This is a genomic window from Chimaeribacter arupi (assembly GCF_002858805.1).
Classification (GTDB): Bacteria; Pseudomonadota; Gammaproteobacteria; order Enterobacterales; family Enterobacteriaceae; genus Chimaeribacter; species Chimaeribacter arupi.
Genome location: NZ_PJZI01000027.1, coordinates 1 through 18,741 on the forward strand (window position 1 = coordinate 1; position 18,741 = coordinate 18,741).

At 60.1% G+C, this 18,741-nt stretch carries 14 protein-coding genes; 4 read left to right on the forward strand and 10 right to left on the reverse strand.

The genetic code is table 11. From position 1 onward, the window contains the following. Window positions 1-265: 265 nt before the first annotated feature. Both CYR52_RS15365 and chaB read right to left on the reverse strand, forming a co-directional pair. On the reverse strand, window positions 266-976 hold the full coding sequence (locus CYR52_RS15365; protein WP_101828892.1) for a gamma-glutamylcyclotransferase: 711 nt from the start codon (window positions 974-976) through the stop codon (window positions 266-268). A gap of 368 nt (window positions 977-1,344) precedes the next feature. Further along, the gene (chaB, locus tag CYR52_RS15370; RefSeq protein WP_072928552.1) at window positions 1,345-1,581 is read right to left on the reverse strand and encodes a putative cation transport regulator ChaB; all 237 of its coding nucleotides are present in this window, start codon (window positions 1,579-1,581) and stop codon (window positions 1,345-1,347) included. A 446-nt stretch (window positions 1,582-2,027) separates the two neighbouring features. Here chaB and chaA point away from each other — a divergent pair, with 446 nt between their 5' ends. Further along, window positions 2,028-3,128, forward strand: a complete 1,101-nt coding sequence (chaA, locus tag CYR52_RS15375; RefSeq protein ID WP_072928551.1) for a sodium-potassium/proton antiporter ChaA — start codon at window positions 2,028-2,030, stop codon at window positions 3,126-3,128. Window positions 3,129-3,203: 75 nt separating this feature from the next. On the opposite strand, the gene phoH is transcribed toward chaA, so the two are convergent. The 4 genes from phoH to efeU form a co-directional block, all read right to left on the reverse strand. After that, a complete protein-coding gene (gene phoH, locus CYR52_RS15380; protein ID WP_072928550.1) occupies window positions 3,204-3,992 on the reverse strand; it encodes a phosphate starvation-inducible protein PhoH in 789 nt (262 codons plus the stop codon). Window positions 3,993-4,662: 670 nt separating this feature from the next. Continuing rightward, a complete protein-coding gene (gene efeB / locus CYR52_RS15385) occupies window positions 4,663-5,970 on the reverse strand; it encodes an iron uptake transporter deferrochelatase/peroxidase subunit (RefSeq protein ID WP_277622367.1) in 1,308 nt (435 codons plus the stop codon). Window positions 5,971-5,974: 4 nt separating this feature from the next. After that, window positions 5,975-7,108, reverse strand: coding sequence for an iron uptake system protein EfeO (gene efeO / locus CYR52_RS15390; protein WP_101828893.1), 1,134 nt, complete (start codon window positions 7,106-7,108; stop codon window positions 5,975-5,977). 54 nt (window positions 7,109-7,162) lie between these two features. Next, window positions 7,163-8,011: an iron uptake transporter permease EfeU gene (gene efeU, locus CYR52_RS15395; RefSeq protein ID WP_072928548.1), complete on the reverse strand. Its 849-nt coding sequence runs from the start codon at window positions 8,009-8,011 to the stop codon at window positions 7,163-7,165. A 393-nt stretch (window positions 8,012-8,404) separates the two neighbouring features. On the opposite strand from efeU, the gene CYR52_RS22940 reads away from it, so the two are divergent. Together CYR52_RS22940 and CYR52_RS15405 are read left to right on the forward strand one after the other, a co-directional pair. Further along, window positions 8,405-8,644: a hypothetical protein gene (locus CYR52_RS22940; protein WP_101828894.1), complete on the forward strand. Its 240-nt coding sequence runs from the start codon at window positions 8,405-8,407 to the stop codon at window positions 8,642-8,644. Between the two features lie 58 nt (window positions 8,645-8,702). Further along, window positions 8,703-9,248: a helix-turn-helix transcriptional regulator gene (locus CYR52_RS15405; protein WP_101828895.1), complete on the forward strand. Its 546-nt coding sequence runs from the start codon at window positions 8,703-8,705 to the stop codon at window positions 9,246-9,248. A gap of 87 nt (window positions 9,249-9,335) precedes the next feature. On the opposite strand, the gene putP is transcribed toward CYR52_RS15405, so the two are convergent. Then, on the reverse strand, window positions 9,336-10,820 hold the full coding sequence (putP, locus tag CYR52_RS15410) for a sodium/proline symporter PutP (RefSeq protein ID WP_072928545.1): 1,485 nt from the start codon (window positions 10,818-10,820) through the stop codon (window positions 9,336-9,338). A gap of 747 nt (window positions 10,821-11,567) precedes the next feature. On the opposite strand from putP, the gene putA reads away from it, so the two are divergent. Beyond that, window positions 11,568-15,536, forward strand: a complete 3,969-nt coding sequence (gene putA / locus CYR52_RS15415; protein WP_101828896.1) for a trifunctional transcriptional regulator/proline dehydrogenase/L-glutamate gamma-semialdehyde dehydrogenase — start codon at window positions 11,568-11,570, stop codon at window positions 15,534-15,536. Window positions 15,537-16,377: 841 nt separating this feature from the next. Here the strand turns inward: putA and tcyN are convergent. The 3 genes from tcyN to tcyJ all read right to left on the reverse strand — a co-directional run bounded on the left by tcyN (window position 16,378) and on the right by tcyJ (window position 18,665). After that, the gene (gene tcyN, locus CYR52_RS15420; protein ID WP_072928543.1) at window positions 16,378-17,133 is read right to left on the reverse strand and encodes an L-cystine ABC transporter ATP-binding protein TcyN; all 756 of its coding nucleotides are present in this window, start codon (window positions 17,131-17,133) and stop codon (window positions 16,378-16,380) included. Window positions 17,134-17,135: 2 nt separating this feature from the next. Then, window positions 17,136-17,798, reverse strand: coding sequence for a cystine ABC transporter permease (gene tcyL, locus CYR52_RS15425; protein ID WP_072928542.1), 663 nt, complete (start codon window positions 17,796-17,798; stop codon window positions 17,136-17,138). 69 nt (window positions 17,799-17,867) lie between these two features. Further along, window positions 17,868-18,665, reverse strand: coding sequence for a cystine ABC transporter substrate-binding protein (tcyJ, locus tag CYR52_RS15430; RefSeq protein WP_072928541.1), 798 nt, complete (start codon window positions 18,663-18,665; stop codon window positions 17,868-17,870). Between the last annotated feature and the right edge of the window lie 76 nt (window positions 18,666-18,741).

Here is an 18,741-nt window from a genome sequence, read left to right on the forward strand (position 1 = left end):
AGCGGGCATGGATGCCCGCGAGAGCCGCCCATGACAGGGACTGTCATTAGCGGCGGCCCGGAAGCCCGGAGGCGGAGCGAGGGGACACGCGGGAGCGTGCAATGATTCAGCCGGGGCACCAAAAGCGCGCGGGTGCAGGGCCGGCGCGCCGGCAGGCCCTGCTCGGTTGAGGCTTGGGAGCTCAGGTAGACAACGAGACATAAACAACCGAAACATGCCACTACACCGATTAAAAGCCCTACCGCGGGTGCCGGGCGAACGCCCCCTACTTCCTATAAGGCATTGCCGCCGCCAGCGGCGACTCCTCGTTATTCGCCGCCTCTTGCTGCAGGCGACGAACATGCTCCACCAGCCCCCGCAGGCACTCATCCTGCATGTTGTGCTTCTGTAACTCCTGCTCCAGCGCGAACAGATACTGGGCATTGGTACCGAGCGGGCCGCGGGCGCGGGCGATAAGCGGGGCGATCACCTGATACCGCGTATCAGCTTCAAACAGCGGGTGCGCGGCGTCCATCACAAACACCAGCGCCGTCACGGTGCTGCCGTCACATAAGGTCAGCTCACACCAGGTCGGCACGTAGCAACCGGTGATCATCTCACGCTTCCACAACAGCTCCAGCTCCTCTTCGAGCTTCTCTTCCGGCAGGCGGAACGCCAGGCCGGTGGTGCTGCCGCCCTCTTTCAGCGCCAGCATCCGCCCCGGCTGCGCCGCCGTGCCGCGACCGGCCGTCAGCCGCAGGCAGAACGCACGGTGCCAGCCGTGCAACGTCGCCGGGCGCACCTCTTCCGCGTCAAAAATCGGGTTCCACATCAGCGAACCATAACCGAAAATCCAGACCGGGCTGTTGTCCGGACGGCGGGAGAGCGTACATTGCAGCGAGGCCCGGCGCTGTTCCGGGGAGAGCAGCAAGGTCTCCTCTATGGTTCCGAAAGCGGTTTTGCAATCTGCCTTAAGCAGAAAATCTCGCGTTAACACCTGTGGCTGCCCTCCTGTTGAAACTGACCCGCTCTGGAACGTCTTGCATTACATAACCTGATGCATTTATCAGGCCGGAAAGGGAAAGCAACGTGGTGCCTCACCCTAACCTGCTCATTCTGTTTATAACATCGGCCCGATTAGGATAAACCTTATTCGTTTCTTCTCAGGTGATCAAGATTGCGCCGGATCACAAAATGCCATTCCATGACAATTTGCGTGTCATTCTGTGAATTTTTAGCCTGAAACCGCGCTGGAACCGCTCCCAGTGCATAAGCATAGGCGGAGAAAGTCTAAGTCAGCCGGGAAATGCAGCAGGGCCACCTTAACGGTGGCCCTGTTCAGCAACGGCGGGAACAGCAGAGCAATTAATGCTTTTTCTTCGGGTGCCAGTGGTCATCATCGCCTTTCTGGTAATCATGTTTCACGGCTGACCACGCTACTTTGTGCGCCGTCTCTTCGCGGCTGTCATCACCGCGGCGATCTTCTTTGTCTTTATACTCGTCCCAGGCGCTGTTGAACGCTTCTTTATAGATATCCTGCGCGTGGGGCGGCAGCACATTGCGTACGTTGTCTGGCAGGTCAGTGCGGGATTTATACGGCATGTTTTCCTCCTGAAGTCACGGTCAGCACATGGCGGCCCCGTTCAGGGCCGCGGTTTTCTGTAAGTGTAGAACATCAGGCGCCCCCTGCCCTTTGCCGCCGCGGTTTACGCGCCTTTCAGTACACTGAAAACAACTGCCCTCACTTCCTCACCAAAAGCAGCCTCATCTTTTTTACAGATTGATTTATAAAAGGATTACCTCAACCCTACTTTACAATAGAAGGCGGTTATTTCGCTTTTATTTAATGTTTGTTTAGCTTTGGGTCAGTCAGAGGTGGTAAACCTCCCCAGGGCGGTAAAAGTACGTAAATTTCGCCCGCCGCGCCCGCTAATTTGTTACGGTGCCTGCGTTTTTGCCTGCCGCGACTATACTTAGCGCCACCGGGGGGTGTTGACCTGGTGCGCCTTTCTGCCTTTATGCCACGCTGAATAAGGAGCCTCAGAACCATGACTTCGCCTGCTGCCCCGGTTCGGGCCAAAACCCGCCACAGTGAATATTCCCTGTTGTTACCGATCCTCGCCCTGGCCGTGCTGACGTTGTGGGGCAACGTCTCCAGCCTGCCCGCGCTGGCGGGCATTAACCTGCTGGCACTGGTCGGCATCCTGGCCAGCGCCTTCAGCGTGGTACGCCATGCGGACGTGCTGGCGCACCGGCTGGGTGAACCTTACGGCTCGCTGATCCTCAGCCTTTCGGTGGTGATCCTGGAAGTGAGTTTGATCTCCGCCCTGATGGCCACCGGTGATGCCGCCCCGGCGCTGATGCGCGATACGCTGTTTTCCATCCTGATGATCGTCTCAAGCGGGCTGGTGGGGGTGTCACTGTTGCTGGGCGGCCGTAAATTTGCCACCCAGTACGTTAACCTCGCCGGCATCAAACAGTACCTGATGGCGATTTTCCCGCTGGCGGTGATTGTGCTGGTGCTGCCCGCGGCCCTGCCCGGCGGCAACTTCTCTACCCCGCAGGCGCTGCTGGTGGCCGCAATTTCGGCGGCGATGTATGGCGTGTTTCTGTTGATCCAGACCAAAACCCACCAGAGCCTGTTTGTGTATGAGCATGAGGATGAGGGCGATGACCCGCACCACGGCAAACCCTCTGCCCACAGCAGCCTGTGGCACGGCATGTGGCTGGTGGTGCACCTGGTGGCGGTGATTGCCGTCACCAAGTTCAACGCCACGCCGCTGGAGAGCCTGCTGGATATTTTGGATGCCCCGGCACAGTTTACCGGCTTCCTGGTGGCGCTGCTGATCCTCTCGCCGGAAGGGTTGGGCGCGCTGCGGGCGGTGCTCAATAACCAGGTACAGCGGGCGATGAACCTCTTCTTCGGCTCGGTGCTGGCGACCATCTCCCTGACGGTGCCGGCGGTGACGATTATCGCCACCCTCACCGGCCAGCAACTGATTTTCGGGCTGGAGCCGCCGCACATCGTGGTGATGCTGGCGGTGCTGATGCTCTGCCAGATCTCGTTTTCCACCGGCCGCACCAATGTGCTGAACGGCACCGCCCACCTGGCGCTGTTCTTCGCCTACCTGATGATCATTATGCAGTGACGCAAAAAAGGCCGCAGGATGCGGCCTTTTGCAGGATCTGTTCAGGTTACGGCCGGGCGGCCCGGCCGACAGGGGTCAATAGTAGGCGTTCAGCGTGCGCTGGCAGAGTGCCGAGCGGACGCAGTCCTCTTTGGTGAAGCGGATAATCCCAATCATCTCATCCTCTTCGAAGCGCTCCAGCGCATCACTCAGCCCCGATTTCACACCGCGGGGCAAGTCACACTGGGTCACGTCGCCGTTGACAATCACGGTGACGTTTTCACCCAGACGCGTCAGGAACATCTTCATCTGGCTGGCGGTGACGTTCTGCGCTTCATCCAGAATCACCACCGCATTCTCAAAGGTGCGCCCGCGCATGTAGGCAAACGGGGCGATCTCCACCTTGCCAATCTCCGGCCGCAGGCAATACTGCATAAACGACGAGCCGAGGCGGCGCAGCAGGATGTCATACACCGGCCGGAAATAAGGGGCGAATTTCTCTGAGATATCACCGGGCAGGAAACCGAGATCTTCGTCGGCCTGCAATACCGGGCGGGTGACGATGATCCGATCGACTTCTTTATGAATCAGTGCTTCGGCGGCCTTGGCCGCGCTGATAAAGGTTTTCCCACAGCCCGCCTCGCCGGTGGCGAAGATCAATTGCTTGGTCTCAATGGCGGATAAGTACTGTCCCTGCGCTTCCGAGCGGGCTTCTATAGCAGAGGTGTCGCGGCTGTCTCGCGCCATGCCGATGGATTCCACCCCGCCCATCTGGACCAGGGAGGTCACCGATTCTTCCTCACGCTGCCGGTGGCTGCGTGCATCACGGCGGATAACGCGTTTTGCTTCACGACGCGCTTTAATCACTGCTTTCTGTCTTCCCATAGTGGCACCTTACAGTTTGTTTCACCTAGCGTCGCGGCCGGTAGTACCGCAGACGACGACTCAGATAACAGGTTTCACATACAGATGAGGTTGGTCCCCTTTAAGACCGCATTGGTCAATGAAATGGTGCGTCCGACGTCCGCCTGCCGGGCATGAAGGCCCTGAAGGCGTGGCATTGCACCATGAAGAGAGGTTGCCCTGACGGAGATCCCCGGCAGACAACGTTTTCATGCACTGATATGACAAAGGGGTTAAACGGGTTGATAGGAGATGAAGGGTGCCGAAAATTGCGGTGGCGAGGGGGCTGCCCTCGTGACGACGAGTGAAAGAGTGAATGCCTGAACGGTTACCTAACAGCCCAATCATGGACTCTCGCATCAGCGCTCCTCGCAGTGAATGTCGGCATCGCTGCCGTACACCGGTTTCGGTTCACTGCCGCAATCGGGCCGGCAGTTACTCTGAGTATAATGACTCTTTATTCATTAGTGTTACAGTTGTGTAAATATTTATGATAAGGCCGATTAAGTGGTGCTTTTTTGACCTTTCGAATCAGCCGGCTGCGTCGGCGCAGGATTTACCCGTCACGTTGCCGATAAGAAGAATGCATAAAGCAGGCCACCCAAAGGGGCCTGCTTTGCTTATGGATAGATAAGAAGCACAGCAGGCAGGATCAGGCCTCCAGCAGCGCCTGCGCCAGCATCTGCCCCGGTGCCACACCGGGCAACGCAAAGAAGTACCCCCCGCCAACCGGGCGGATGTATTCTTCAAGCGCCTCCCCATTCAGGCGCTTTTGCACCGTCAGGAAGCCCTTTTCCAGGTCATGCTGGTAACAGACAAACAGCAGGCCCATCTCCAGCTGGCCGGAATTGGAGACCCCCTGTGAATAGCTGTAACCGCGGCGCAACATCAGGTTGGCGGCCGTCTCCGGGGTGCGCGGGTTCGCCAGCCGGATATGCGCATCCAGCGGGATCACCTTGCCTTCCGGGTCAGCCGCGTAATCCGGCACATCCTGTTCATGCTGCATCCCGAGCGGCGCACCGCTCAGTTTCTCGCGGCCGAAAATGGTCTGCTGCTCCTGCAACGGGGTGCGATCCCAGAACTCCACATGGAAACGGATAATACGCACCGCCTGGTAGCTGCCGCCCACCGCCCAGGCCGGCTCCCCCTGGTCAGCCGTCACCCAGACAGTCTGATCCATCAGCGTGCTGTTTTGGGTGTCCGGGTTGGCGGTGCCGTCCTTAAAGCCCAGCAGGTTGATCGGCGTCTCTTTGCCGCGGCTGCGCGCCGCATGGGACGAGATAAACCCTTCGCGCCGCCAGCGCACGCTGAGCAGATCCGGCGTGTGCTTAATGATGTCACGCAACGCGTGGATCACCGTGTCATTATTGTTGGCGCAAATCTGCAACAGCAGATCGCCGTGGCACTGGGCTGCGTCCAGCGAGTCATTCGGGAAGCGCGTCATGCGTTGCAGGCGCAGCGGCTTCTGCGCCGCCAGCCCGAAACGTTCATCAAACAGCGCATTGCCGAGCGACACGGTGATTGTCAGGTTGTCCGGGTAGATCTGCGCGCCCATCACGCCGGAATCCAGCGGCGGCAACCGCGGGTCCACCGCGGGGGCCTCCCCGCCCTGGGTCAGGAATGCGATGCGCGCCGTCAGCAGCGCAAACAACCGCCGTAGCCCCGCCTTATCGGCGGCCAGCACGTCGAACGCCACCAGCATCATTGACGCCTGTTGCGGCGTCAGGATACCGGCCTGGTGCGGGCCGTGGAATGGCTGGCGCGTCCAGCGGTCATCCGGTGACAGGGTACCGGGTGCCGACACCGGCTTTTGGGCCGGTACGGCATCAGCCTGCGCTGTACGGCCCAGCGCCAGCGCCCCGCCCGCTGCGCCCATGCCCAGCAGCAAACGGCGGCGGGAGAGTGATGCCGCGCCCTGTGCACCGAACGGGCAGCCGCCGGAAGAAGTCGGTTTGCTCACGATCTTAGTCCAGCCCCAGCACACCACGCAGCGTGGCGAGATCTTCCGCCAGCGCGGTGATCGGCCCCTTCATGGCGTTACGGTCAGCGGTGGTGAGTTTGTCATAGGATTCAAAGCCCTGGGTGGTGCGGTATTTCGCCAGCAGGCCGTCCACCTTGCTGAAGTTGCCGTCAATCTGCGCCAGCCGGGCTGGGTCGGTTTTCTGCAACAGCGGCCGCAGCAGGGTCACAATTTTCTGTGCGCCGTCAACGTTGGCCTGGAAATCCCACAAATCCGTGCGGCTGTAGCGATCTTCTTCGCCGCTGATTTTGCTGGCTGCCACTTCCTCGATTAACCCGGCCGCGCCGCCGACGACTTTATTTGGCGGGAAGGTGAGATCGTTGATGCGTGATTGCAGCGCCAGGGTATCTTTCAGCAGACGATCGGCAAAGGGTGCGCCGCCTTCGGTGGTGCTGTCACCAAACAAGATCTTCTCCAGACGGTGGAAACCGGTAAAGGCCGGGTCGGCGGCTTTCTGCTCGAAATCGTCTTCGCGCGCGTCGATGCTGCCGTCCAGGTCAGAAAACAGCTCGGCAATCGGCTCGATGCGCTCATAGTGGCTGCGTGCCGGGGCATACAGCGCCCGTGCGGCGGCCAGGTCGCCGCGTTTTACGGCGTCGGTGAAGGCCTGGGTCTGGATGACCAGCTGGCTCACCTCGCTCATCACATAGACTTTATACTCCGCAATCGGCCCGACCAGCGCCAGCGCGTCTGGTTTGGCCGCTGCCTGCGCCCCGGCAGCCGTGACGATAAGTTTGCCTTTCGGGTTGCTCAGCAGGCCGCAGGTCATGTCATACTCGCCCGGCTCCAGGGTCGCCGTCATCTTCTGGGTGAAGCCCGGCGCGATGTTTTCGCGCTCCTCCACCACCATCACCCCTTTCAGGATCTCCCACTCCAGCCCTTTCTGGCTGTCGTTGCGCACCACAAAACGGGTTTTACCCGCCGGTACGGTGAGCTGCATCGGCTCACACTGGGTGTCATTGACCGTCACATTGACCTGGCGCACCTCGTCCGCCTGTGCGGACGCGCCCAGGAAACAGGCCGGGATTGCCAGCAGGGTAAGGTGCAGCGCACGGCGGCGCATAAAACGGGATAACATAGGCATAACGGTGAATACTCCCTGACCAGAATAGAAAATTAACGGATGTTTTAATTAACGGACGCTTTTTTGCCCGGCAGACGGGGCCGCCGGGACGTGATGGGTAGGCAGGAAAAACAGGATCAGCGCCGGGATCAGATAGGCGAAATAAACCGTGACCTCGCTGACGGTCGGCGCTTCCTGATAGCCGAACACCCCTTCCAGCAATGTGCCGGTCAGCGAGTGCGTGGAAAGCACCGCGCTGAAATCAAAGGCCACACGCTGGAAACTGTTCCACAGCCCGGCCTCATGGAAAGCCCGGATCGCCCCGGCTGCCAGGCCGGCGGCCACCAGCAGGATGAACAGGCTGCTCCACATAAAAAAGCGCGCCAGATTCAGCCTGACGCCGCCCCAATAAATCAGGCCGCCCAGCACGATGGCGCACCCCAGCCCCAGCAGCGCACCGATAGGCGCCGCGATGCCGACATCCTGCTGGAACGCTGCCAGCAGGAAAAACACCGATTCCAGCCCCTCACGCGCCACGGCGAAGAACACCATCGCCACCAGCGCCCATGCCTGCCCGCTCTGATGCCGGTTCAGCGCCTGGTCGACAGCCTGCTCCAGCTGCACTTTGACGGAGCGTGACACCTTACGCATCCAGAACACCATGTAAGTCAGGATGCAGACCGCCACCACGGCCACCAGCCCTTCGAACAGCTCCTGTTGCTTCTGCGGGAATTCACCGGTGGTTTCGTTAATCACGATACCCAGCGCCAGGCAGAGTGCCGCCGCAGCCACCACCCCGGCCCACACGGCACCCAGCCAATGGCCGCGCCGGGTACGTTTCAGGTAACCGGCAATCAGGCTCACTATCAGCGCCGCTTCCAGCCCTTCGCGGAACATAATCAGAAATGGTACGAACATACCTGCTACCCCAGATAAATGGCCGGACACGGCCGGTGCGTTCTGTAAAGAAAAGTAAAATAGAAACGAGAGTGATTATCATTCCAAAAAAAAGAAAAGCAAGAGGCGGCTATGAATAAAAATGCACAGGGCCGCCTGCCTCTTTGGAAAGCAGTTCTCACCGTTTCTGCAAGCCCCCCACATATTGACATCATCTCCTGGAAGTATTTCTTAACCTTTTAAATTTCAATACCTTAATCATTCACTCCCGAAACAGGTGCGCGCACAATAGCCGCGCCCCCTCTGCTGCGGCAGCGGGGTGCGGCCGGGGCGCCCTGAACAGACACGCCACCGCGCAAGGGTGTTGACAATCGTCAACAGGCAATTTATCTTATCCACACAAACCGGAGGGCGATGAGAACGCATCCTAATAAGCAGATTCAGGCAGCCATTGACTATGCGTTATCACAGGGCTGGACATTCCTTGAAGGCAGGGGTCATGCCTTTGGCAGGCTGTATTGCGGCACGCCACATCATAAGGAACACATGATGAGCATCTGGTCTACTCCTGCGGTTCCGGAGCGCCATGCGCGCCAGATCCGGCGCAAGGTTGAACGCTGTCTGCCTGCAGACGGCACGTCAGCAAATCGTTAATCAAGGCGGGAAACCGCCTTTTACCACCGGGCGGGAGACCGCCTGTTAAGGAGCATGAATGCCCGTTTACCACTTCTCGCTGACGCTGGCGGGTGTTACCTCCGCCACGCCCAACCTGGAGCAGCACTTATTTGAGCAAGGGTGTGACGATGCCCTGGTATGCGCCTATAACCAGACGGTGTACCTGGAGTTTGATCGCGAAGCCAAGGATTTCAGCAGCGCGCTGCTGAGCGCCGTGCGTGACTGTGAAGCCGCACCGTTACAGGCCCGCGTGGTGGCGGCGGATGCCGATCTGGTGGGGCTGAGTGATATTGCAGAACTGACCGGGATGACACGGCAGGCGATTGCCCTGTTGAAAGAGGGAAAACGCGGCACCGGTAACTTTCCGTCCCCGGTGCAACGCGTAAAAGGAACGTCCCCGCTCTGGCGCTGGGCGGACGTTGCCGCCTGGCTGGCTGACCAGCAACGCCTGCCGCCGGAAATGGCCGACAACGCGCGCCAGCTGGCTGCCCTGAACCTGGCGTTACAACTGCGCGCCGAAGAGCAGCGCGCCTGCGCCCAACACTGGGCACGCAAGCTGGCTGCCCTGCCGCGCACCGCCTGACTGCGCCTTAAGCAGCCGGTGCAGGCAGAGGAAACCGGGCCAACCGCTGCCGGAGATGACCGGCGCAGGCATTGCCCGGCCCATCCCTTAACGGGTATTGAACTCCTCTTCCGCGAGGCGGAAGCGCTCCGTCACTACCGCAGACGGCTGGCGGCCCATCAGGCTCACCACCACGATGGCGATAGCGGCAAACAGGAAGCCGGGAATGATTTCATACAGGTTCAGCCAGGCATACTGTTTCCAGACAATCACCGTAATGGCCCCGACCAGCATCCCGGCCAGCGCACCGTTACGGGTCATGCGGGACCACATCACGGAGATCAGGATCACCGGGCCAAAGGCGGCACCAAAACCGGCCCAGGCATAGCTGACCAGCCCCAGCACACGGTTTTCCGGGTTAGCCGCCAGCGCAATGGCGATCAGTGCCACCACCAGCACCATCAGGCGCCCGACCCAGACCAGTTCACGCTGGCTTGCGCCTTTGCGCAGGAAGGCTTTATAGAGGTCTTCGGTAATGGCGCTGGAGCAGACCAGCAGCTGGCAGCTCAGGGTACTCATGACCGCTGCCAGAATGGCAGAAAGCAGGATACCGGCGATCCACGGGTTGAACAGGATTTTTGCCAGCTCAATAAAGACGCGCTCGCCGTTCTCCGACACATTGCCGGCAAGCGTCGGGTTGTTGGTGAAGTAGGCGATGCCGAAGAAGCCCACGGCGATGGTGCCGGCCAGGCAGAGGATCATCCAGGTCATGCTGATGCGGCGGGCATTACGGATGGTGTGGTGGGAGTCCGCGGCCATGAAACGCGCCAGGATATGCGGCTGGCCGAAGTAGCCTAAGCCCCAGCCCAGCAGGGAGAGGATCGCCACCAGGTTCAGCCCTTTGAACATGTCCACATAGGCCGGGTTTTTGGCTTCAATCACCAGCATTGAGGTATCAATGCCGCCGACCGCCATGATCACGATGACCGGCGTCAGGATCAGCGCAAAGATCATCAGGGAGGCTTGCACGGTGTCTGTCCAGCTTACGGCCAGGAAGCCACCGATGAAGGTGTAGACGATAGTCGCTGCGGCACCGGCCCACAGGGCCGTGCCATAGCTCATGCCGAAGGTGCTTTCGAACAGGCGGGCACCGGCCACAATGCCGGAGGCACAGTAAATGGTGAAGAACACCAGGATAACGATCGCGGAGATGATACGCAGCAGCTTGCTTTTGTCCTCAAAGCGGCTGGTGAAGTAGTCCGGCAGCGTCAGGGCATTGTTGTTGGCTTCGGTATGCACCCGCAGCCGCCCGGCCACCAGTTTCCAGTTGAGGTAAGCGCCCAGTGTCAGGCCAATGGCAATCCAGCTTTCAGAGATGCCGGAGAGAAAGATGGCGCCCGGCAGGCCCATCAGCAACCAGCCGCTCATGTCAGACGCACCGGCAGAGAGTGCGGTCACGACGCTGCCCAGGCTGCGGCCGCCCAGAATGTAATCATCAAAGTTATTGGTGCGGCGGTATGCCAGCAAGCCGATGACCACCATTCCCAGAATGTAGACCAGGAATGTCACCACCATTGGCGTATTAACTGTCATGTATGTTCTCCACGTACTTTTTAATCGGATTCACGCGGGAGGTCCCTGTGAAACGCCCTGTCTCTCCTGGCGGCCGGCACTGCCGTCAGGCGTAAGAAGATACCGGAACGGGGTATCGTGTTATGTTGCACGGTTTTAACGGCGGCCTGTTATCTGTCCCGGCTTTCTGAAAAAACCCTGCTGATTGTCGGGGAGTAATACCCTGTTCATGTTTTATGTCGGCCCTGACTGCCGCGCGGCACATCCTAGATGAGGTGACTGGGCTGTGCCAACGTATTTAACAATCAGGAAACATAAACCTGACGCCGCATCACACAAATAATCACCAGCGGTTGTACTGGGTAGCACTTCCGGGGTATCACCCTACCCTTGGCCCACTCAGAAGAGTGGGCACACCTTTTTCAGGCCACGCCTGGCCTGCGCCGGACACTATCAGGCCGGTACAGGGCCGGGACGTGCCAGTTTCAAAGCAATAACTGTGCCTGTTTATTTTGTTTACAGGATTTGCTGTAAAAAACGGCATGAATCCTGCATGAATTAACAAAATTAAACATGACAAAAACATGACAGAACATGATAAAAACAGGGTTGCACAAAGTTGCAACATGGAGGTCACTGGCGCTATTCTCTGCGCAGTTTCTTTTGCGTGTTTTAACAGAAACCCTTGTCTTGTCAGAAACCGGAAAGATTTTCTGAAACCCGGTGCATCTCTTTATAAAGCAGTCTCGACTACAGGAGTCAGTTGGCATGGGCACTACCACAATGGGCGTGAAGCTGGACGAAGCCACACGTGATCGCATCAAAACTGCCGCGCAGCAGATCGACCGCACGCCGCATTGGCTAATCAAGCAGGCCATTTTTACCTATCTGGAACGGCTGGAGAGTGGCGAAGCGTTGCCGGAGTTTGCCGCAGCCGGTGCCACAGCGGCAGAGGCCGATGAGGCACCTGCCCTGTCGGCCGGTGATGCCCCCCAGCCCTTCCTGGAGTTTGCTGAGCAGATCCTGCCGCAGTCCGTTAACCGTGCCGCCATCACCGCGGCTTACCGCCGCCCGGAAACCGAAGCGGTGCCGATGCTGCTGGAGCAGGCGCGCCTGCCTGCCCCGCTGGCCGAGTCAACCCACCAGCTCGCTTACCGCATCGCGGAGAAGCTCCGGCACCAAAAAGGGGCAAGCGGACGTGCCGGGATGGTGCAAGGCCTGCTTCAGGAGTTCTCCCTCTCCTCACAAGAGGGCGTGGCGCTGATGTGCCTGGCCGAAGCCTTGCTGCGTATTCCTGACAAGGCCACGCGCGATGCGTTGATCCGGGATAAGATCAGCAACGGCAACTGGCACTCCCACCTTGGCCGCAGTTCTTCCCTGTTCGTTAACGCGGCCACCTGGGGGCTGCTGTTTACCGGCCGCCTGGTCTCGACCCACAATGAAGCCAACCTCTCCCGTTCACTGAACCGCATCATCGGCAAAAGCGGCGAACCGCTGATCCGCAAAGGCGTGGACATGGCGATGCGCCTGATGGGCGAACAGTTTGTGACCGGTGAAACCATCGCCGAAGCGCTGGCCAACGCCCGCAAACTTGAAGAGAAAGGGTTCCGCTACTCCTATGACATGCTGGGTGAAGCGGCGCTGACGGAAGCGGATGCGCAGGCTTACCTGACCTCCTACCAGCAGGCGATCCATGCCATCGGCAAAGCCTCCAATGGCCGCGGCATCTATGAGGGGCCGGGCATTTCCATCAAGCTGTCGGCGCTGCACCCGCGTTACAGCCGCGCCCAGTATGAACGCGTGATGGATGAACTCTATCCGCGCCTGCTGGCCCTGACGTTGCAGGCACGCAAATATGACATCGGCATCAACATCGATGCCGAAGAAGCCGACCGGCTGGAGATCTCGCTCGATTTGCTGGAAAAACTCTGCTTCGAACCGCAACTGGCAGGCTGGAACGGCATCGGCTTTGTTATCCAGGCTTACCAGAAACGCTGCCCGTTTGTGATTGACAGCCTGATCGACCTGGCCGGCCGCAGCCGCCGCCGCCTGATGATCCGCCTGGTGAAAGGCGCCTACTGGGACAGCGAAATCAAACGCGCCCAGATGGACGGCCTCGAGGGCTACCCGGTCTATACCCGCAAGGTGTATACCGACGTCTCCTACCTGGCCTGCGCCCGCAAACTGCTGGCCGTGCCGAACCTGATTTACCCGCAGTTCGCCACCCATAACGCCCACACGCTGGCGGCTATCTACCATCTGGCCGGGAATAACTACTATCCGGGCCAGTATGAGTTCCAGTGCCTGCACGGCATGGGTGAACCGCTGTATGAGCAGGTGGTGGGCAAAATTGCCGACGGCAAACTGAACCGCCCGTGCCGCATCTATGCGCCGGTGGGCACCCACGAAACGCTGCTGGCCTATCTGGTGCGCCGCCTGCTGGAGAACGGGGCGAACACCTCCTTTGTGAACCGCATCGCTGATGCCACCCTGCCGCTGGAAGAGCTGGTGGCCGATCCGGTCAGTGCCGTGGAAACCCTGGCCGCCCAGGAGGGGCAGATTGGCCTGCCGCACCCGCGCATCCCGCTGCCGCGTGAGCTGTATGGTGATGAGCGTGTGAACTCCGCCGGCCTGGATCTTTCCAACGAGCAGCGCCTGGCGTCCCTGTCCAGCGCCCTGCTCAGCACCGCCGCGCACCCACTGAATGCGGAACCGCTGATCGATGCCGAAAAAGAGACTGGCGAAGCCCAGCCGGTGATAAACCCGGCTGAGCCGCGTGATGTGGTGGGCTATGTGCGTGACACCACCGAGGCGGAGATCAGCCGCGCGCTGGACGCCTCCGCGGCGGCCGGGCCGATCTGGTTCGCCACCCCGCCGGAAGAGCGTGCGGCCATCCTGTCCCGCGCGGCGGAACTGATGGAAGCGCAACTGCAAAACCTGCTGGGCGTGCTGGTGCGCGAGGCGGGCAAAACCTTCAGCAACGCCATTGCTGAAGTGCGCGAAGCCGTGGATTTCCTGCACTATTACGCGGGCCTGATCCGTCAGGACTTCGCCAACGACAGCCACCGCCCGCTGGGGCCGGTGGTGTGTATCAGCCCGTGGAACTTCCCGCTGGCGATCTTTACCGGCCAGATTGCCGCCGCACTGGCGGCAGGCAACAGCGTGCTGGCCAAACCGGCCGAACAGACGCCGCTTATCGCCTCGCTGGCGGTGAAGCTGCTGCATGAAGCCGGTGTCCCGGCCGGGGTGCTGCAACTGCTGCCGGGTGACGGTGCGACCGTCGGGGCGAAACTGGTGAACGATGCCCGCGTACGCGGCGTGATGTTTACCGGCTCCACGGAGGTGGCGTCGCTGCTGCAACGCAACATCGCCGGTCGCCTGGATCCGCAGGGCCGCCCGACGCCGCTGATTGCCGAAACCGGCGGGCTGAATGCGATGATTGTTGACTCCTCCGCCCTGACCGAACAAGTGGTCACCGACGTGGTCGCCTCCGCCTTCGACAGCGCCGGCCAGCGCTGCTCTGCCCTGCGCGTGCTGTGCGTACAGGATGAGGTGGCAGAACACACTCTGCAGATGCTGCGCGGGGCAATGGCTGAATGCCGGATGGGTAACCCGGAACGCCTCTCCACCGACGTTGGCCCGGTGATTGATGCAGAAGCCAAAGCCAATATTGAGAAGCACATCAACGCGATGCGCGCCAAAGGCCGCAAGGTCTATCAGGCGGCGAAAGCCAATGCGCAGGATGAGAAAGAGTGGCCGGCAGGCACCTTTGTCAAACCGACGCTGATTGAGCTGGAGAGCTTTGACGAACTGAAACGCGAGATCTTCGGCCCGGTGCTGCACGTGGTGCGTTACTCCCGCCAGAACCTCGACGGCCTGATCGACCAGATCAACGCCGCGGGGTACGGCCTGACGCTGGGCGTACATACCCGCATCGACGAAACCATCGCCCGCGTCACCAGCAAGGCGCGGGTCGGTAACCTCTACGTTAACCGTAATATGGTGGGTGCCGTGGTCGGCGTGCAGCCGTTCGGCGGCGAGGGGTTGTCCGGTACCGGCCCGAAAGCCGGTGGCCCGCTCTACCTCTACCGCCTGCTGGCCAGCCGCCCGGATGATGCGGTGCACCGCACCCTGACCCGTCAGGATCAGCAACTGGCGCTGGACTCCAGCGCGCGCCAACCATTGCAGGCACCATTGCAGGCGCTGAAAAACTGGGCGGACGCCCAGCAGATGGCCCCGCTGTCCGCCCTGTGCAGCCACTACGCCGACTGGGCACAGGGCGGCACGGTGCGCAGCCTGCCGGGGCCGACAGGCGAACGGAACACCTATGCGCTGATGCCGCGTGAGCAGGTGCTCTGCCTGGCCGATGATGAAAACGACGCCTGGACGCAACTGGCCGGGGTGTTGTCGGTGGGCAGCCGGGTGCTGTGGCCGGAAGGTGACATGCAACGGGCGCTGTTCAAGCGCTTGCCGCAGGAAGTGCAGGCGCGCATTGACTTCACGCCGGACTGGCAGGCAGGCAATGCCGAATATGACGCGGTGATCCACCACGGGGATTCCGATCAGCTGCGTGCGCTGTGTGAGCATGTGGCCCAGCGCGCCGGGGCGATTGTGTCGGTGCAGGGCTTTGCCCGCGGCGAAACGCATCTGCTGCTGGAGCGCCTGCTGCTGGAGCGTTCGCTGAGTATTAATACCGCGGCAGCGGGGGGGAATGCGAGTTTGATGACCATCGGCTAGTTAGGCTGACCGGTAGCCTGGCCGGTGAGTTAACCGGCGGGCAACGGGGACTTGATATTGAAAAAGGGGGGTGCGGGAAACCGTGCCCTTTTTTTGTTTTTTGGGAGGAAGATTGAAGTAGCTTCGGGAGGATATACTCACTGGGATTGAGGTATGTTGCGTTGGCATACGACCAGAACCCTTTCTGTAGCCCCGCTGCCGCCACTGGTCGTGAAGTGGCATGTTTCGGTTGTTTATGTACGGTTATCTACCCGGCTTTTCGCGCCTCAACCGAGCAGGGCGCGCCAGTGCGCTCGCCCTGCACCCGCGCACTTTCGGTGGTTTGGCTGAATCATTGGCCGCTCTCGCGGCTCCCCTCACTCCGTCTCCGGGCTAATTGGGCCGCCGCAGACACGCTCCCAGCGTGGCTGCGACTCTCGCACACATCCCTGTGTGCTCGCCCGGCCCTTCGTCTCCATTCGGCAATGATTTTTACGCCCCCACCAGACTACAAATTCTTAGCTATGTAAGGAAATGGTAGGTGATGATGTTTACACGTCCTGCCCGCTCGCCCGGCCCTGCGTCCTCGTCGGCAATAATTTTAATGCCCCACCTAACTGCAAATTCCTGGCTATGTAAGGAAAAAGTAGGTGGTGATGTTTATACGTTCTGCCCGCTCGCCCGGCCCTGCGGCTCCATTCGGCAATGCTTTTTACGCCCCCACCAGACTGCAAATTCCTGGCTATGTAAGGAAAAAGTAGGGGGTGAATGTTTTCGCTAACGTAAATGTTTTTCGCAGAGGGAGAAATAAGGTATTTGGGAAAGCAGAATAAAGGTGCCGGGGTGTCCGGCACCTTTTGGGTCAGGCCTGGTTCAGGAATTTGTCCAGGAACTGGCGGGTGCGGGCGTGTTGCGGGTGGGTGAACAGCGCTTTGGCCGGGCCTTGTTCGACAATACGGCCGTTGTCCATGAAAATGGCGCGATCGGCGACGTCACGGGCGAAACTCATCTCGTGGGTGACGATCACCATGGTGCGGCGCTCCTGCGCCAGGGCGCGGATGGTGCTCAACACTTCGCCCACCAGCTCCGGGTCGAGGGCGGAGGTCGGTTCGTCGAATAAAATCACCTCGGGGCGCATCGCCAGCGCGCGGGCAATCGCCACTCGCTGCTGCTGGCCGCCGGAAAGACGGCGCGGGTAGGCGCTCTCCTTACCGCTCAGCCCGACCTTCGCCAGCAACTCGCGGGCGCGCTGCTCCGCCTCGGCGCGCGGCTCGCCCTTCACGATCACCGGCCCCTCAATGATATTCTCCAGCACCGAACGGTGCGGGAACAGATTAAAATTCTGGAACACAAACCCAACCTGCTGGCGCAGGGCGCGCACCTTCTGCTTCTGCCGGCTCAGCGGCTGGCTGCCGTCAATCGTTATCTTGCCGACGCTGATGGTGCCGCCGTCCGGCACTTCCAGCAGATTAATACTGCGCAACAGCGTGGTCTTGCCGGAACCGCTGGGGCCGATAATGGCCACCACTTCCCCGGCATCCACCGCCAGATCAATCCCATGCAGCACCGTATTGCCTTTAAAGGCTTTGGTCAGGTTCTTTACGTCAATGGCACTCATGGTTACTCCTGATCCTGTCGGTTAACACGGGCTTCAAGCCGGTTTTGCAACGCCGAAAGCAGCGTCGCCAGCACCCAGTACACCAGTGAGGCAGCCAGATACATGGTGAACACCTCAAACGTGCGCGAGGTAATCAGCTGCGCCTGACGGAACAGCTCCGGCACCTGGATGGTCGCGGCCAGCGAGGTGTCTTTCACCAGGCTGATAAAACTGTTGCCCAGCGGCGGCAGCGCGGTGCGGGCCGCCTGCGGCAGAATCACCCGGCGCAGCGTCTGCCACGGCGTCATGCCGATACTGGCGGCCGCTTCCCACTGCCCTCTCTCAATCGACGAAATCGCCGCGCGCAACGTTTCCGACGTATAGGCCGCGGTATTCAGCGACAGCCCAATCATCGCCGCCGGCATCGGGTCCAGCTCGATGCCGAACTGCGGCAGGCCGTAATAAATCATAAACAGCTGGGCAATCAGCGGTGTGCCGCGAAAAATTGACACATAAATCCGCGATAACCAGGCCAGTGGCCAGAAACGCGAAAGGCGCATCAGCGCCAGCACAAACCCCAGGAACAGGCCAAAGGCCATACCACCGATACTGAGCTGAAGGGTAAACAGTGTCCCCTTCAATAAAAAGGGTGCTGAATCCAGCACCAGTTGAATACTTTCTTGCATCTGTCGAACCCTGTCGGCGCACAACGCCGGAGGTGAAAATGGGCCGGTGATGACTCACCGGCGCGGGGGTTATTTGGTGACGTCAGCACCGAACCATTTTTCAGAGATTTTTTTCAGCGAGCCGTCCTGCTGCATGTCGGCAATCGCTTTATCCACGGCTGCCAGCATCTGCGGGTTGCCTTTGCGCAACGCCACACCGGACTCCTGGCGGGAGAAGGCCGGGCCGGCCACCGCCATCACATTGCCGGTTTTCTTCACCAGGTCCAGCGCCGCCAGGCGGTCTACCAGAATGGCATCGACACGGCCGAAGCGCAGGTCCTGGTATTTGGTCGGGTCATCATCATAGGTGCGGATGTCCACGCCTTTCACGTTCTCACGCACCCACTGCTCATAGTTGGTGCCGAGGCCGACGCCCACTTTCTTCCCAGAGAGATCTTCCGGTTTGGTGATGCCGCCCTCGTTGCCTTTCTTGGTCAGGGCCTGGATGCCGGACACCGTGTACGGGGTGGAGAAGTCATACTTTTTCTTACGCTCATCGGAAATCGTGACCTGGTTTATCACCACATCGATGCGTTTGGAATCCAGCGAGGCGAGCATCCCGTCCCATTTGGTCGGCGACAGTTTGGCTTTCACGCCGAGGTGCTGGGCCAGGGCCTCAGCAAATTCCACTTCAAACCCCGTGAGTTTGCCGTCTTCCCCCTGGAAGCTGAACGGCGGATAGGTGCCTTCCAGCCCGACCACCAGCGTGCCGCGCTGTTTCACCTGATCCAACTGGTCAGCCGCGTAGGTTGTGCTGACCATCCCGCTGGTCAGGGTGACGGCCATCATGCCCATCAGTAAATGACGACGAAATACGGAAACACCCATAGTTACCCCTTATGACATGTTAATTATTTTGATTTCAGCATGTTATCATTTAGTTTACCGGTTAACAGGAATAGAT